Source organism: Streptomyces sp. cf386 (genome assembly GCF_900103585.1).
Taxonomy (GTDB): domain Bacteria; phylum Actinomycetota; class Actinomycetes; order Streptomycetales; family Streptomycetaceae; genus Streptomyces.
The window spans coordinates 22,469-38,521 of sequence record NZ_FNHV01000008.1; the positions used below are offsets into that span (position 1 = coordinate 22,469).

General features: G+C 71.3%; 11 protein-coding genes. 4 read left to right on the forward strand and 7 right to left on the reverse strand.

Annotation, left to right across the window (positions count from 1 at the left end):
- Positions 1 to 8: 8 nt before the first annotated feature.
- Both BLU79_RS21240 and BLU79_RS21245 read right to left on the reverse strand, forming a co-directional pair.
- The gene (locus BLU79_RS21240) at positions 9 to 2,699 is read right to left on the reverse strand and encodes a hypothetical protein (RefSeq protein WP_093907427.1); all 2,691 of its coding nucleotides are present in this window, start codon (positions 2,697 to 2,699) and stop codon (positions 9 to 11) included.
- A complete protein-coding gene (locus BLU79_RS21245) occupies positions 2,696 to 3,283 on the reverse strand; it encodes a hypothetical protein (protein WP_093907428.1) in 588 nt (195 codons plus the stop codon). The genes BLU79_RS21240 and BLU79_RS21245 overlap by 4 nt, the downstream gene beginning before the upstream one ends.
- Positions 3,284 to 3,438: 155 nt before the next feature.
- On the opposite strand from BLU79_RS21245, the gene BLU79_RS21250 reads away from it, so the two are divergent.
- From BLU79_RS21250 to BLU79_RS21260, 3 genes are all read left to right on the forward strand, one after another.
- Positions 3,439 to 4,398 carry a polyphosphate kinase 2 family protein gene (locus BLU79_RS21250; protein ID WP_093907429.1) on the forward strand — a complete coding sequence of 320 codons (960 nt, stop codon included), beginning with the start codon at positions 3,439 to 3,441 and terminating at the stop codon, positions 4,396 to 4,398.
- 63 nt (positions 4,399 to 4,461) lie between these two features.
- On the forward strand, positions 4,462 to 7,191 hold the full coding sequence (locus tag BLU79_RS21255) for a cation-translocating P-type ATPase (RefSeq protein ID WP_093907430.1): 2,730 nt from the start codon (positions 4,462 to 4,464) through the stop codon (positions 7,189 to 7,191).
- Positions 7,191 to 8,942 (forward strand): SulP family inorganic anion transporter, encoded by a 1,752-nt coding sequence (locus tag BLU79_RS21260; protein WP_093907431.1) that lies wholly within the window; start codon positions 7,191 to 7,193, stop codon positions 8,940 to 8,942. Before BLU79_RS21255 ends, BLU79_RS21260 begins: the two co-directional genes overlap by 1 nt.
- Before the next feature lie 28 nt (positions 8,943 to 8,970).
- On the opposite strand, the gene BLU79_RS21265 is transcribed toward BLU79_RS21260, so the two are convergent.
- Genes BLU79_RS21265 through BLU79_RS21285 form a run of 5 tightly spaced genes read right to left on the reverse strand, consistent with a single transcriptional unit; the run spans position 8,971 to position 14,599 of the window.
- Positions 8,971 to 9,555: a hypothetical protein gene (locus BLU79_RS21265; protein WP_093907432.1), complete on the reverse strand. Its 585-nt coding sequence runs from the start codon at positions 9,553 to 9,555 to the stop codon at positions 8,971 to 8,973.
- Complete coding sequence (locus tag BLU79_RS21270) at positions 9,552 to 11,030, reverse strand: sensor histidine kinase (RefSeq protein ID WP_177001116.1); 1,479 nt, start codon at positions 11,028 to 11,030, stop codon at positions 9,552 to 9,554. Before BLU79_RS21270 ends, BLU79_RS21265 begins: the two co-directional genes overlap by 4 nt.
- Entirely contained in the window at positions 11,027 to 11,710 is a 684-nt protein-coding gene (locus tag BLU79_RS21275) for a response regulator transcription factor (protein WP_093907434.1), read from the reverse strand. The genes BLU79_RS21270 and BLU79_RS21275 overlap by 4 nt, the downstream gene beginning before the upstream one ends.
- A 58-nt stretch (positions 11,711 to 11,768) precedes the next feature.
- On the reverse strand, positions 11,769 to 13,379 hold the full coding sequence (gene murJ / locus BLU79_RS21280) for a murein biosynthesis integral membrane protein MurJ (RefSeq protein WP_093907762.1): 1,611 nt from the start codon (positions 13,377 to 13,379) through the stop codon (positions 11,769 to 11,771).
- An 8-nt stretch (positions 13,380 to 13,387) separates the two neighbouring features.
- A complete protein-coding gene (locus BLU79_RS21285; RefSeq protein ID WP_093907435.1) occupies positions 13,388 to 14,599 on the reverse strand; it encodes a lipid II:glycine glycyltransferase FemX in 1,212 nt (403 codons plus the stop codon).
- Positions 14,600 to 14,885: 286 nt separating this feature from the next.
- On the opposite strand from BLU79_RS21285, the gene BLU79_RS21290 reads away from it, so the two are divergent.
- Positions 14,886 to 16,040, forward strand: coding sequence for a L,D-transpeptidase (locus BLU79_RS21290; RefSeq protein WP_093907763.1), 1,155 nt, complete (start codon positions 14,886 to 14,888; stop codon positions 16,038 to 16,040).
- Positions 16,041 to 16,053: the final 13 nt, after the last annotated feature.

The window sequence follows — 16,053 nt, forward strand, 5'->3', positions numbered from 1 at the left end:
GGGCCGGCTCACTCCGCCTCGGCCAGCAGGCGCTGCACCCGGGGCTTCCACAGCCAGGCGGCCGTGTGGTCGGGGGTGCGCATGGCCAGGCGCCAGGCGCGTACGGCCTCGGCCGTGCGGCCCGCGGCGGACAGGGCGCGGCCGTAGTCCAGGAGGTCGCGGGCCGTGCCCTCGCCCTGCGGCGGCTCCGCTGCCGCCAGCACATCCGCGCCCAACATCGCCTCGTAGTGATCGCAGGCGCGGGTCGCCTCACCCCGCAACAACGCCAGACGAGCGTCGAAGCGCAGGTGCCACAGCGGGTTCTGGGCGCGCCGGATCCAGGGGTCGGCGTCCAGGACGCGCCACTCGCGCTCGGCCAGCGACCTGTTGCCCTCCAGCAGGGCGAGGTCGAAGAGATGGGCGTGGCAGTTCATCCGGAACCGCTCCGCCATCGAGCCGGCCGGGCGCGGCACGGTCTCCAGGAAGGCGTCCATCTCGTGCAGTTCGCGCTCGTAGTCGTCCGCGGACAACCGGCCCTCGTAGTAGGCGAACTGGGCGGCGATGCTCCGCGACACCCACGCCGAGACCTCGTTGCCCGCCTCCCGTGCGGCGTCGGCGCTGCGGACCATCAGCTCGTACGCCGGACGGATCTCCCCGCGCAGAAACGCCGCGTACCCCTGGTCGTACAGGTCGGTGGAGCGCTGTGCCGTCGTCGCCGTGTCGTCCCGGGCCAGCTCCGCCAGCAGCTCCTCGGCCTCCGTGACCGCTCCGTTGCGGCGCATCCGGCCCGCCTGCGTACGGAGGAACTCGCCGCGTACGTGCGGCACTCGGCGCCCGGGAATGTGCGCGGAGAGGAAGCCGCGATCGGCGGCGGAGGTCAGCACCGCGGCGTAGAACGCGTCCGCGTCGGTCCGGTAGACCAGCGCGGCGTGCAGCGCGGCGGCGCCCAACGGGCCGGGGGTGTCCCGCGCCTCGGCCCGCACCGCATGGGCGGCGACCGCCCGCGCCACCCGGGGTGCCAGGCCGGGAGCGGCCGCGGTCAGCGCACGGTGGGCCGCGAGACAGTCGGTGAACAGGTCCAGGGGATCCAGCCGGGCGGCCCGGGCATCGGCGTACGCCGGGTCCTCGATCACGGTCGCGAGGGAGTCGGCGCACGCGGCCAGGGCCGTGCGGTCCGCGGAGTCACGGGCGTCGTCGAGGCCGGCGTCCAGTGCCGAGATCAGGTGGCCGAGGACATGGGCGAGGGCGTAATCGTCCTCGCAGGTCGTCCAGTCGGCGCCGTAGGTGTCCAGGATCCGGTCGGCGATGCGCTGGTTGTGGATCACAGGATCAACGTAGTAGAGCCAGCGGTCCTCGTCCGCGTCGGTTTCCGGACTGGTCAGGAACCGTGTGACGGAGGCGTGGAAGAGGCGCAGGGCGCCGTCGTCCGGGTCGCGCACGACGAGTTGGCGGAGATCGCGCAGTGCGAGGCGGGCGGCCGTGCGGCGGCCCGCGAGACCCGCCCAGTGCAGCAGCCGGGCCTCCGTCAGCGGCGCTCGGGCGACGGCGAGCGTCGCGAGCAGCGGGTGCCGGATCTCGTCCCACTGCCCGTCGTTCGCGTGAGCGTGGATCTGGGAGAGCAGATGCTCATAGAGGCCGTCGAGGTCCGCGGGCAGCCGGCTGAGATCGGTCAGGGCCCGGAGGGCGTCGGGGCGGTCGTCCTCCACGGCGCCTCGGACCGCGCGCACCCAGGAGACGAGGAACAGGAAGTTTCCCGCCGCCCGCTCGGCGACCGCATGCACGGTGTGACGCAGGTTCACCGCCCGGGCGCGTAACGCCGCGCCGAACTCCGTGTCCCCGGCGACGGCCTCCGCGTACGCCCGTACGTCATCCACCGCCTCGACCGCGTCCGGCTCCAGCCGGATCTCGCACAGCCGTTCCCCCTGATGCAGCACGATCTCGCGGAGCTTGGTGTGCGGTCGGCTCGTCACCATGATCCGGACGTTGTCCGGCAGCGTGGGGCAGTTGGCCAGCCAGCCGGTGACGGTGTCCGGCCGGAGCCCGGGTACGCCCGGCTCGTCGAGCTCGTCCAGCGCGTCGATGATCACGACGATCCGGGCGCCCGGGTCCTTCTTCAGCAGCGCCCTGGCGGGGTCGATGAGCGCCAGGCGCTGCAGCTGCCTCGGGTCCATCAGCTCGGGATCGGCGTCCAGCCGGTCAACCGTGACTCCCGCCGACCGGCCCTCCAGCCGCTCCACCCGCTGACGGACCCGTACGGAGAGGGGCTTGAAGGGGTTCGCGGTGATCTGCCGCGCCTCCAGCCCGGCGTGGCTGCCGCCTGCGGCCACCTGGCCGATCTCCGACTCGATGTCGATCCGGATCCGGGGGTCGTCGAAGAGGTCGGGCCGCAGTGCGGCGAGCTGTCTGCCGAGGGAGATCAGCAGGTCATGGGTGTCACCGCAGGAGTGCCCGACGCGGCTGTCGACACGCAGGAAGTAGCGCGGGGACAGCCCGTGCCGCTGTGTCATCCACGCCGCCAGTGCGGACTTGCCCACCCCGGCCGGGCCGGTGACCAGCACGATGCGGCAGGACGCCGCGGCGAAGTCGGCCTCGATCCGCTCCGCCAGCCAGGTTCTGGGGATGAACGGTTCCGCCAGGTAGCGGTTGATCAAGGCCGTGCTGAACAGGTCGTCCGATGCGGGGTCCCCGGGTGCGTCGTCCCGCTGCGCCGGTACGGTCACTCCGTGTCCCCGTCCCCGCCCGGACCGCCGACGCTGTCCGCCCGGAACCCCACCACACGGCCGCCCGGACCGACGTTCTTGCTGCGGATCTCGGTGCTGAAGCTGCCGCCGCTCACCCGGCCCACACTGACCCCGATGACCTCCGCGTTGATCTCGTCGATGTCGATCCTGGTGTCGATGACGGTGCCGGAGGCGGGCCGCTCGCCGACCTCCGTGACGAACGTGATGCGCTGCCCGTAGACCGCCTCCAGCACCCGCCTGAGCTGGTCGACACGCTGAAGCAACTCGGCGTCGCCCGGCTGGACGGCGTCCGCGTCGTCGACGAACGGGAAGAGGGCCGTACGCAGTTGCCGCAGCGCGGCGACGGAGTCCGTGAGCGCCGCCTCGTCCAGCCGACGGGTGTCGAGGGTGCCGGCGAACGCCTCCGGGGGGAGCCGTACGACGCCGTCACCCGACTCGTCCGCAGCCGCCCCGTCGCCCTCCTGGTCGCCCCGGCGCCGGTCGAGCAGCACTCTGGCCTGGTCGAAGAGGAATCTGATGCCTTCGCTGAGCGCGGTGGTGCCTAGGGTGGCCAGCAGTTCCATACGGGTCTCCTCCGGGCAGACGGAGCGAACGGTCGCGGCGGCGCTCAGTGTGGCATGTCGACGCCTCAAGGAGCGATCTTGGCCAGGCGCGCAGACAATGAGCGCGAGGGATTCTGTCGCGGCCGGGCAGGTGCCAGTGAGAAGGACTGATCGTGATGTCGGACGAGCGAGCCGAACGCATCGCGGACTTCATCGGGCCGCTGCGGGTGAAACCCGGGTCGAAGGTGCGCCTGGAGCGTGACTACGACCCTCGCTACAAGGCCGGTCTGAAGAAGCGGCACGGGATCGAGCTGCTGCGGACCGGGGTGTCGCTGCTGGCCGAGTACCAGGAGCGGCTGGCCGCCCAGGACACGTACGGCGTGCTGCTCTGCCTCCAGGCCCTCGACGCCGGTGGCAAGGACGGGACGATCCGCCATGTGATGAGCGGCGTCAACCCCCAGGGCGTACGGGTCAGCAGCTTCAAGGTGCCCTCCGTCGACGAACTCGACCACGACTACCTGTGGCGCTACGCCGCCCGGCTGCCCAGGCGCGGCGAGATCGCCATCTTCAATCGCTCGCACTACGAGGAGGTCCTCGTCGTGCGGGTCCACCCCGAGAACCTCGTCCGGCAGAAGCTGCCGGACGACACGCGCGGGCCGGGCATCTGGGAGCGGCGCTACCGGGAGATCAACCACTGGGAGCGCTACCTCACGGACAACGGGTTCAAGGTGGTGAAGATCTTCCTCAACCTGTCCAAGGAGGAGCAGCGCACCCGCTTCCTGAAGCGGATCGACCTGCCGGAGAAGAACTGGAAGTTCTCCGCGGCCGACGTCCGGGAGCGGCGCCACTGGGACGACTACCAACACGCGTTCTCCGAGATGCTGTCGGCCACGAGCACGAAGTGGGCACCGTGGTACGTCGTACCGGCGGACCGGAAGTGGTTCGCGCGGATCTGCGCAGCGGCGATCCTCGCGCACACCCTGATGGACATCGATCCGCAGTACCCCGACGTGGGGAAAGCGGCACGGAAGGAACTGCTCGTCACCAAACGGGAGTTGGAGCGTGAAGCCCCCGCCGGGGCGCCGGCGGATCCGTACGCCGACCGGCATCCGTCGGCCAAGAAGAAGCGCGGCTAGACCTGTCGGACCGGTGCGCGACCGCCCCGGACCCGTCCGTGGCCACGGATCGGAGGCAGAACGATGACGACGCGTTCGAATCCCGTGGGAGAACAAGCTCGGCCGCGTCGGCCTTCGGAGGACGCCTGGTACACGCGCGCTCCCGAGGAGGTCGTGGCGGCGTTCGGCGTCGATCCGGCGGTCGGTCTCTCCACGGCACGGGCCGCACAGCTCCTGACCGAGCGCGGCCCGAACTCGCTGCCCGAGGAGAAGCGAACTCCGGCCTGGCGCCGGTTTCTCCAGCAGTACCGCAGCTACATGCAGATCGTCCTCGTGGTCGCGGCGGTCGTCTCGCTGCTCATCAAGGAGTGGACCACCGCGATCCTGTTGATCGTCCTGACTCTGCTGAACGCGGTCGTGGGCCTACGCCAGGAGGGCAAGGCCGAGAGCGCGATGAACGCGCTGCAGTCGATGATGAAGGCGACGGCGCGGGTGCGCAGGGACGGGACGGAGGCCGAGATCCCCGCCGAGCAGCTTGTCGTCGGCGACATCGTGCTCATCGCCGCCGGGGACCAGGTCGCGGCGGACGGACGCATCATCGAGGCCAGTGCCCTGCAGATCGACGAGTCGGCGCTCACCGGCGAGAGCGTGCCCGCCGCGAAGGACGCCGGCACACTGCAGGGCCCTCTGCCCGCGCCCGGCGACCGGACGAACATGGCGTTCATGAACACCCCGGTCACCCACGGCAGCGGCGTACTCGTCGTCACCGCGACCGGCGCCGGAACCGAGGTCGGCAAGATCTCCGGCATGCTGTCGGCCACCGAGAAGGAGGTACCGCCGCTCACCAAGGAGCTCGACACCCTGACGCTGTGGATCACGGGCGCGGCGGCTCTGACCATGATCGTGATGTTCGCTCTGGGACGCCAACGCGACCAGGCTTGGGACGTCCTGTTCGTCAGCGCGGTCTCGCTGGCCATCGCCGCCATCCCCGAGGCCCTGCCGACCGTGACCCAGGCGATCCTGTCCGTCGGCAGCCTCAACCTGGCGAAGCGGAACGCCATCGTGAAGGAACTGCCGTCGGTCGAGACCCTGGCGTTCACGTCGGCGATCAATTCGGACAAGACCGGCACCCTGACGATGAACCAGATGACCGCCGTCGAAGTGGTGAGTCCCACCGACCGGTACACCGTCTCGGGCACCGGCTACGGGCTCGCCGGGAAGGTCCACCATGCCGCGGGTTCCGCCGCGGGCATCGAGGACGCGATCCTGCCGTATGTGGTGGCCAGCGACGCGAAGCTGGTGGACGGCGAGGTGGTGGGCGATCCCACCGAGGGCGCGCTGCTGGTGCTCGCGCACAAGGCCGGGCTGGACGTCGACGCCACCAGGGAAGGTCTTCCCCGGCTCGCCACGCTGCCGTTCGACCCGGAGTACAAGCTGATGGCCACCTTCAACTCGGTGGTCGACGCCTCAGGGCGGCAGGTCGTCCGGTGCTTCGTCAAGGGCGCGGTCCCGGCGGTGGTGGCGCGTGCCGCCACCGCGCTCGCGGCGGGCGAGACCATCCCGTGGGACGCCGAACTGGTCGCGCGCGCCGAGACGCAGACCGAGCGGATGGGCGGCGAGGGGCGCCGGGTGATGGCCGCGGCCACCCGAGATCTGGACCCGGCCGGCTTCGATCCGGACGGCGACCTGCTCGCGTACGTCACCGACCTGCGGATGACCAGCCTCGTCGGCATGGTCGATCCACCCCGGGAGGACGCCAGAGCCGCCGTGGCCGACGCGCAGGCGGGTCACATCCGGGTCCGCATGGTGACCGGTGACGACGTCACCACCGGCGCGGCGATAGCGCGGCAGCTCGGCATCCCCGGCGAGGCGGTCCTCGGCGCCGATTTCGCCGCCCTGAGCGAGGAGGAGCAGCTCGCCCGCATCGACGGCATCGGCGTGGTGGGGCGCGTCGCGCCGGAGCACAAGGTGCTGCTCGCCGACACGCTCAAGAAGAAGGGCGATGTCGTGGCGATGACCGGGGACGGCGTCAACGACGCGCCCGCCATCAAGGCCGCCGACATCGGTATCGCGATGGGCAGCGGAACGGACGTGGCGAAGAACGCCGGACGCATGATCCTCTCCGACGACAGGTTCGCCACCATCGTCTACGCCGTGGAACAGGGCCGCAGGCTCTACGACAACCTCACCAAGTACATCCGGTTCGTCCTGCTCCTGCTGGTCACGTTCGTCCTGACCTTTCTCGGGGCCACCGTCTTCAACATCGCCGCCGGTGAGCCCTTCACCCCGCCGCAGGTGCTCTGGATCCACTTCGTGGTCAACGCCTCCTTCGGCTTCGCGCTGGGCTTCGACCGGGAGAGCCCCGGGCTCATGCGCCGCAGGCCGCGCCCGCGAGGGGAGTCGGTCCTGACCCGGCCCGTCCTGGTCACGGTCGGACTCGGCGGGCTGGCGATCACGGTCCTCCTGCTCGGGCTGATCAAGCTCGGTCAGGCCCTGTTCGACAGCGTCGAGATCGGTCAGTCGATCGCGTTCACCGCCTTCGCCCTCTGTCTGGTCGTGGCCGCGTTCGAGTGCCGCAGCGAGACGGAGTCGGTGCTGACGACGTCCACCTTCGACAGCAGGCAGATGAACTGGGTGGCGCTGACCCAGTTCGTGCTCGCGGTGCTGGTGACCCAGATGGACGGCTTCCGCCGCGTCCTCGGGACGACCGAGATCAACGCGCGGCAGTTCGGCTGGGCGGTGCTGGCCGCCCTGGCGCTTCTGCTCCTGTGGGAACTGGGCAAGCTCCTGGCACGTAGGTCGAGAGGCACCTGATGCGAGCAGCGGGGCGGTTGCGGGCCGTTCCCGGGATCCGTGCGGTGTCGTCGTACCGGCGGGAATGGCTGGTCAAGGACCTGGTCGCGGGAGTCGTCCTGACCACGCTGCTGGTCCCGCAGGGCATGGCGTACGCCGAGTTGGCGGGCCTGCCGCCCATCACCGGCCTGTACACGTCGATTCTCTGCCTGCTCGGATACGCCGTGTGCGGGCCGTCCCGGATCCTGGTGCTGGGCCCGGATTCCTCGCTGGGGCCGATGATCGCCGCCACCGTGCTGCCCCTGGTGGCGGCCGACGGGGATCCCGAACGGGCTGTCGCGCTGGCGTCGGTGCTCGCGCTCATGGTGGCCGCGATCATGATCCTGGCCTCGGTGGCGAAGCTCGGTTTCATCGCCGATCTGATCTCCAAACCGACGATGATCGGCTACATGAACGGCCTGGCCCTGACCATCCTGATCGGTCAGCTGCCCAAGCTGCTCGGCTTCAAGGTCGACGCGGACAACCTGATCGGCGAGTGCGTCGGCCTCGTGCAGAAACTCTCCGACGGGGCGGCGGTGCCGGCCGCCGCCGCGGTGGGCGTCGGCGGGATCGTCGTGATCCTCGTCCTGCAGCGCCTGATGCCGAAGATCCCGGCCGTGCTCGCGATGGTGGTCCTGGCGATCGCCGCGGCCACCGTCTTCGACCTCGGCGAGCACGGCGTCAGCCTGGTCGGTGAACTGCCCGAGGGATTCCCGCCGTTCACCATCCCGGAGATCCGGCTCTCGGACCTCGCACCGCTGTTCGCCGGTGCGCTGGGCATCGCCCTGGTGTCCCTGGCCGACACGATCTCCAACGCGTCGGCCTTCGCGGCCCGCACGGGGCAGGAGGTCCGCGGCAACCAGGAGATGACCGGAGTCGGTGTCGCTAATCTGGCGGCCGGCCTCTTCCAGGGCTTCCCGGTCAGCACGAGCGGGTCCCGTACGGCGGTCGCGGAGCGCGCGGGGGCCAGAAGCCAGCTCACCGGGGTCGTCGGAGCCGCGCTCATCGTCCTCATGCTCGTGCTGGCTCCGGGCCTGTTCCGCAACCTCCCCCAGCCGGCCCTCGCGGCCGTGGTCATCACCGCGTCACTCTCCCTCGCCGACATCCCAGGAGTGGTACGGCTGTGGCGACAGCGCCGGGCGGAGTTCCTCCTGTGCCTCGCGGCCTTCGCCGGGGTGGCGCTGCTCGGCGTACTGCCCGGGATCGCCATCGCCGTGGCCCTGTCCGTCCTCAACGTCTTCCGGCGCGCCTGGTGGCCGTACAACACCGTGCTGGGGCGGGTGCAGGGCCTGGAGGGCTACCACGACATCCGCTCCTACCCGCAGGCCCGACAGCTGCCGGGCCTGGTGATCCACCGGTTCGACGCCCCGCTCTTCTTCGCCAACGCCAAGACCTTCCGCGACGAGATCAGGCGACTGGCCGACGCGGACCCGCGGCCGACCTGGATCCTGATCGCGGCGGAGCCCGTGACCGACGTGGACACCACCGCCGCCGACGTCCTGGAGGAACTCGACGAGCACCTCAACGCGAAGGGCGTGCACCTGGTGTTCGCCGAGCTGAAGGACCCCGTGCGGCGCAAGATCGAACGGTACGGGCTCACCCGGACGATCGATCCTCGGCACTTCTTCCCCACCGTGGAGGCGGCCGTTGCCGCGTTCCGGCTGCGGACCGGGGCGGAGTGGACGGAGGGGACGGAGGGGACGGAGGGGACGGAGAGGGAGGAGAGAGCGTAGAGGGCAGAGAGGACGGAGTGGGCACCCGTCACTGTCCACACGTGCCGGACCTCGATGCCCCGTCCTGCCCCATCAGGTGCACGACGACCTGGCCGTCGGCTTCCTGGCTGTAGGCGATCGTGCAGGTCAGCTGGCGCAGCGCGGTGCTGGACAGGCCCTCCAGGGCGAGGGGCAGGCGGGTCGTGACCTTGCCCGAAGCGCGCTCGACCTTGACGGCTGCGCCGGGGCGGGCGGTGGGGAGGGCGGTGGTCAGGCCGGCGGCTCGGTCTTTCTGCTGGGGGCCGCCGAGCAGTGCCAGGACGACCTTCTCCGTCGGCACCGGTCCGGCCGGGTCGTCGGAGTTCTGGTCCCCTGAGCCCGACTCGCTGTATCCGTCGCCGAACCCGGCCGGGGGTTCGGTCGACCGGATCACGGGGGTCAGCTGTCCGTCGGGGGAACGGAAGAAGAGCAGCATTTCGTAGTCGCGGTCGAAGAAGGCCTGGAAGCTGGCCGGACCGCCCGCCTCGATGACGTCGGTCTCCTGAATGCCGCAGCCGGCGAACAGGGGTACGGCCGCGAAGGCGACGGCAACGACGACCGCCGCCGCACGTCCGCGCGTCCGCGCACGCCTCATCCGCCGGTCTCCTCCGCTTGGAGCGGTATCTCGACGGTGAAGACGGCGCCGCCCCCGGGCCGGTTCCCCGCATGGATCGTTCCGCCGTGCAGCTTCACGTTCTCCAGGGTGATCGCCAGTCCGAGGCCGCTGCCCGCCGACCGGGTGCGGGCCGCGTCGGCCTTGTAGAAGCGGTCGAAGATGTGCGGGAGGGATTCGGGGCGGATGCCGGGGCCGCTGTCCGCGACCTCCGTGATCAGCAGCACGGGTGCGCCCGGGGAGGGCGCCTCGGTGCGCAGGCGTACCGTGACCGGCTCGCTGCCGTGCCGTAGGGCGTTGCCCACGAGGTTGGCGATCACGATGTCGAAGCGGCGCGGGTCGAGCCGGGCGCGGATGCCGTCGGGGAGTTCGGTGCGGACCCGGTCGTCGGTCCAGTGCCGGTTGTCGAGGGTTTTACGGATGGCCTCGGCCACGTCGACCTCGTCGGCGTTCAGTTCGGCCGCGCGGGCGTCGAAGCGGGAGATCTCCATCAGGTCCTCGACGAGTACGGCGAGCTTTCCGGTCTCCGCGCTGACCAGCCGGACCGCCCGGGCGGTGTCGGCGTCCAGGTGATCCGCGTCCTCGTCGAGGACCTCGGTGACGGCGAGCATTCCGGCGAGGGGGGTGCGCAGTTCGTGCGAGACGTCGGAGGCGAAGCGGCGGGCGCGGGCCTCGGCCTCGCGCAGTTCCCGCACCGACCTCTCCAGTTGGGCGGCCGACTCGTTGAAGGTGCGTGCCAGGTCCGCCAGTTCGTCGCTGCCGCGTACCGCGATCCTGGTGTCCAGTCGGCCGCTGCCCATGCTCCGGGCCGCCTGGCGCAGTTCCCGCACCGGGCGCAGCACGCTGCGGGCGGCGATCAGGCCGGGGATCAGCGCGACGGCGAGGCCGGGCAGGGCGCCGTCCCGGGCGGCCATGAGGAGGGCGTCGACGTTGACCTGTTCGTCGGTCATCCGCATGACGGCGTAGAGGACGAGCCCGCTGGGCAGCTCGCTGTAGGGGCCTGTCTTGAAGACCATGGGCATGGCGATGGTCAGGTAGGGAACGCCGTCCTTGACGACCCGCTCGAAGCTGCCGTGGGGGTTGGCCCGTGCTGCGCGGCGCAGTTCGGGTGTGATGACGGTGGAGACGGGGTTCTCGCCCGAGGAGGCGCGGACGGAACCGTACTCGGCGAACACCACCCAGGGGTGCGGCTTGCCCTTGCGAGCGATGTAACGCAGGACTTCCTCCAGGTCTTGCCCTCCCTGCACGGGCAGGTCGAAGCCCGTCTGCTGGACCTGGTCACGGAACGACGTGACCGCCGTGTCCTGGGCGGTCTGCAGCACCGCGGTGCGGGCCTCACGGTAGGTCAGCGCGGCCGTCGTGCCGGCGCTGACGGCGGCGACCAGCAGGAAGGCGAGGAGCAGCCGCCTACGCAGGCCGAACGCCAGGAACCGCGACCGACGAGGGCCGGTGATCACAGCGGCCCGAAGCGGTAGCCGAAGCCCCGCAGTGTCTGGACGTAGCGGGGGCTGCCGGCCTCGTCCTCGATCTTGCCGCGCAGACGGCGGACGCAGGCGTCGACCAGCCGGGCGTCGGCGTGGTAGCTGTGCTCCCAGACGTGCTCCAGCAGTTGCTGTCTGCTGAACACCTGCTCGGGGGCGGCGCAGAGGTGCAGCAGGAGCTTGAGCTCCGAGGGAGCGAGCGCGAGCGGCCGGCCGGCTTTGGTGACGGTCAGCCCGACCCGGTCGATGGTGAGTTCGCCGTAGACCTCGATGGCCGGGCGGCCCGCGCCGCCGTCGTCCAGGCGGCGCAGTACGGCACGGATGCGGGCCTCGATCACCTCGGTGCGGGCGGGCTTGACGATGTAGTCGTCGGCACCAGCCTCCAGGCCGACGACCACGTCGAAGTCGTCGCCGCGCGCGGTGAGCATGATGATCGGCAGCTGGCTGCGCTCACGGACCCGGCGGCAGACCTGCACCCCGTTCATGCCGGGCAGCATCAGGTCGAGCAACAGCAGATCGGGGCGGAACTCGGCCATCGCGGCGAGGCCGGCCTCGCCGGTCGCGACCGCACGTACGTCGTGGCCGCGGCGGCGCAGACCGAGCTCGACCCCCTCGCGTACGGAGGGGTCGTCCTCGATGAGGAGCACGCGGGGCATCGGTGGTTCTCCCTCGGTGATGGTCGGGTCCGGCGGTGGTCGGGTCCGGCGGTGGTGGTCAGGTCCGGGTCCGGGTCCATCGCCGGCGTGCGCCGGAGAGCAGCGCTTCGAGTTCGGCGAGCCGCAGCGGACGGGCGAGCAGGGCGAAGGTGAGGACGACGGCGGTCGCACCGGCAACCACGGAGACCACCGCCCCCGCCGGTGCGGTTCCCAGGACCGCGAAGTAACCCAGCACGGTGGCGGGGACGGCCGCCGACATCAGCCGCACGTGGGCGCCGACCGCGGACGAGCGCAGGGGGCGGGCGACGGCGAGCCGGCGGCTCAGCACCAGGCCGGTCACCGCCCAGCCCACGCACAGCGCCAGCGAGTACGCCGCCGCCATGCCCGTCACGGCCCAGCGGGCCGGCAGCAGGTGTGCGGCGGCCAGGGACAGTCCCGCGTTGAGGGCGACGATCACGAGGTTGAGCAGGAACGGCGTACGGGTGTCGGAGAGCGCGTAGAAGGTGCGGGACAGGACGTACTGGCCCGACAGGGCGACGAGTCCCGGCGCGAAGGCCATCAGGATCCCGGCCATGGCGGCCGTGTCGGCGGCGCTGGTCCTGCCGTATCCGAAGACGAGGGCCATCACCGGCTGGGCGAGGGCGAACAGCGCACAGGCGGCGGGTACGACGGCGGAGGCGGAGACCCGCAGGGCGTGCGAGACGTCGCGCCGCAGGGCGGCGGTGTCCCCGTCGGCGGCGGCCGCGCTCATCCGGGGCAGCAGCGCGGTCACCACGGAGACGGTGATGATGCCGTGCGGTACGACCCACAGGGCATAGGCGTTGTTGTACGCGCCGTAGCCGGGGCCGCCGTCGAGGCCCGCGGTCGTGGCCAGCCGGGTGGTGACCCAGTAGGCGGCCTGGTTGGCCAGGACCAGCAGCACCAGCCAGCCGGCCGCGCGCAGGGGGCGGGTCAGTCCGCTGCCGCGCCAGTCGAAGCGGGGCCGCCAGCGGAAGCGGGCCGCGCGCAGGGCGGGGACGAGGGCGAGTGCCTGGGCGGCGATACCGGCGGTCGTGCCCCAGCCGAGGACGGCTGTCTCGGTCGGGGTGAGCGTGTCGCCGCCGCCCATGGCGAGGGCCAGGTACAGCCCGAACACGGCCATGACGACGAGGTTGTTGAGGACCGGCGCCCACATCATCGCGCCGAACCGGCCCCGTGCGTTGAGTACTTGCCCGAGCAGCGTGAACAGGCCGAGGAAGAAGATCTGGGGCAGGCAGTAGCGGGCGAACGCGGTGGTCATGGCCGCCTGCGGGCCGGTGTAGTCGGTGTACGCGTCGACGATCGCGGGGGCCGCCCATACGGCGGTCGCGGTGATCGCCAGCAGGGCGACGACGCAGACGGTGACCAGCCGGTCGGTGTACGCCGTACCGCCGTCGTCGTGCTCCTTGGCGGCCTTGACCAGCTCGGGCACGAAGACGGCGTTCAGGGCGCCGCCGAGGAGCAGCATGTAGACGATGGTGGGCAGGGCGTTGCCGACCGCGTAGCCGTCGGCGGTGGGCCCGATGGTGCCGAGCGCGGCGGCGACCACGGCGGAACGGGCGAAACCGGTGGCCCGGCCGACGATGGACCCGGCGGCCATGACGGCGGTGCCGCGCGCCGCGGAGGAGGCCTCAGGGGCCTCCTTCGTCATCTGCTGCTTCATCGGCGGTTCAGGTACGCCTGGAAGGCGCGGTAAAGCGTGTGGTTGGCGCTGCCGCCCAAGGGTTTCTCCCATTCCCCCAACGTCTCGACGACCCGTCCCCCGGTGCCGAGCTTCCACCGCAGCAGTCCGTACGCACGTTCGCCTGGATCGAGGGTGGAGGGTACCCCGCGCATGTCGTACACGTCGGCGCCGAGTGCATGGGCGTCCTGCAGCATCCGCCACTGCAGGGCGTTGGAGGGGCGGACCTCGCGGCGGTGGTCGGCCGAGGCGCCGGTCTGGTACCAGGCCCGGCGGCCCACCGTGATCATCGTGTGGGCGGCGAGGATCTCTCCCTGGTGACGGGCGAGGTACAGCTTCATCCGGCCCGGTTCCTCGGCGTTGAGCGCCGCGTACTGACGCTCGTAGTAGGCGAGCGAACGGCCGAGCCGGAAGCCGTCGCGTCGTTCGGTGATGCCGAGCAGCCGGTAGAACTCGGGGAGTTCGGCGGCACTGCCCACCACCACCTCCACGCCCTCCTTCTGGGCTCGGCGGACATTGCGTCGCCACTCCTGGTTGAGCCCGGACCACAGGTCCTGCGTGGTCCGTCCGGCGAGCGGCACGTGGAAGACGTGCCGGGGCTGGGCGTCCGCGTCCCCTCCGGTCCCCTCCCCTGCGGTGCCGTCACCACCGCAGCGGCGCCAGCCCCGGGCCCGCAGCCGCTCGGCGACGGCGGTGCCGAGCGGGTCGACCTCACTGGCGAGGACGTCGCCCAGACGCCGGCCCGGACCGGTGAGCGGCTTGAGCAGGGCGGCGTCCCAGCGCCGGTAGGCGGGCGAGGGGCCGATGCGCACGGCGAAGGCGCCCGCGCGGCGCAGGTGTTCCAGCAGCGGACCGAGCCAGCCGTCGATGTCGGGGTCGTTCCAGTCGGCGACGGGCCCTTCGGGAAGGTAGGCGAAGTACTTGCGGGTGCCGGGCAGTTGCCGCAGCAGCACCAGCGCCACGCCCGTCAGCGCGCCCGCCTCCGGATCCGGCCCCCAGCCGAGCAGTTGAGCGCGCCAGCCCTCCTTGACCTCGGCCCAGGACGGGCACTGCAGGAATCCGGCGCCGAGGGCCGCGCCGTCGGGGGACGCGAGGAAGGCGCGGTACGTCTCCGCGGTGATGGTTCGCAGGACCACGCCCCGGTCCCGTGCTTGGCACACACGGCTGGGCGGCACGAGCAGCGCTGACACAGTCTGAGCCTCTCCTTCTCCCCGGACCTGTCGCGGGGACACACAGCAGGCTCACAGCGGCCCATGACCGCTCCGCGCGGCGAATGTGACCGGACCATGACCGTTCCTCACCAGACGCCGTCACACAGCCCCATAGCGGCTGACCTCGGGTTTTCCCGCTCTACAGTCACGACATCGCCGACTCGCCCAACCCGTAATCGCCCTCCCGGAGGTCCTGTTGTCGCGCACTCGTGCACTCGCCCATCCCCGCGTCCGGGCCGTCCGGGCCGCCGTGGTGGCCACCGCCATGGCCGCCCTGCTGGGCCTGCTCGCCGCCTGCTCGTCGAACGGCTCCTCCAACGCCCCGGACAACGAGGGGAAGCCGAGCGCCGAGGACCGCCCGGTCACGGTCACCGTCACGCCCGAGGGGGAACGGGTCCCGGCGGGCAAGCCCGTACGGGTCACGGCCTCGGGCGGCAGACTCACCTCGGTGACCGTCACCGACGCCGAGGGCCACCGGCTCGCCGGCAAGGTCGCCGCCGACGGCCGGTCGTGGATCTCCGACCGCAAGGCCGTACCCGGCGCGTCGTACGCGGTGACGGCGGCGACCCGGACCGAGGCCGGAACCGCCAAGACCACGAAGGCGGCCTTCACCACGGCCCCGGCGGACAAGGTCAACAAGGTCGACTGGCGGCCGGGAGCCGATGCCACCGTCGGCATCGCCCAGCCGATCTCCCTGGTCTTCGACAACCCGGTGAAGAACCGGGCCGAGGTGGAGAAGCAGCTCAAGATCACCACCTCGAACGACACCGAGGGCTCCTGGGGCTGGATCTCCGACTGGTCGGGCCGGGACCGGGTGGACTGGCGGCCCAGGACGTACTGGAAGCCGGGGACGAAAGTCACGCTGAACGCCGAGTTGAACGGCACGGACTCGGGCACGGACGGCGGCTGGTTCGTACGCGACTACACGACCACCTTCACCATCGGCTCCCGGCAGATCGTCAAGGTCGACCTCGACAGCCACCAACTCACCCTCGTCCGCGACGGCGAGACGGTCCGCCGCATACCGGTCTCCGGCGGCACACCCGGCGGCGACAAGCGCTCCTGGCGCGGAACCGCCGTCCTCATGGCCAAGGAGGGCACGATCAACATGAACTCCGAGACGGTGGGCCTGGCCGACGCGTACAACAAGATGGTCGACTACTCGATGCGGCTGACCTGGTCGGGCATGTACGCACACGCCGCCCCGTGGAACGCCCGCTACTTCGGCAACGCCAACCGGAGTTCCGGCTGCATAGGAATGAGCGACGCGAACGCGGCCTGGTTCTACGGGCAGGTGCGGCCGGGCGACCCGTTCGAGATCACGGGCAAGGACACCAAGGGCGTGGTGGCGCCCGGGAACGGCTTCGGGGCGTGGAACCTCTCGTGGGGTGAGTGGCAGGGGAAGAGCGCGTTGGGCTGAGGAGGGGCCCACG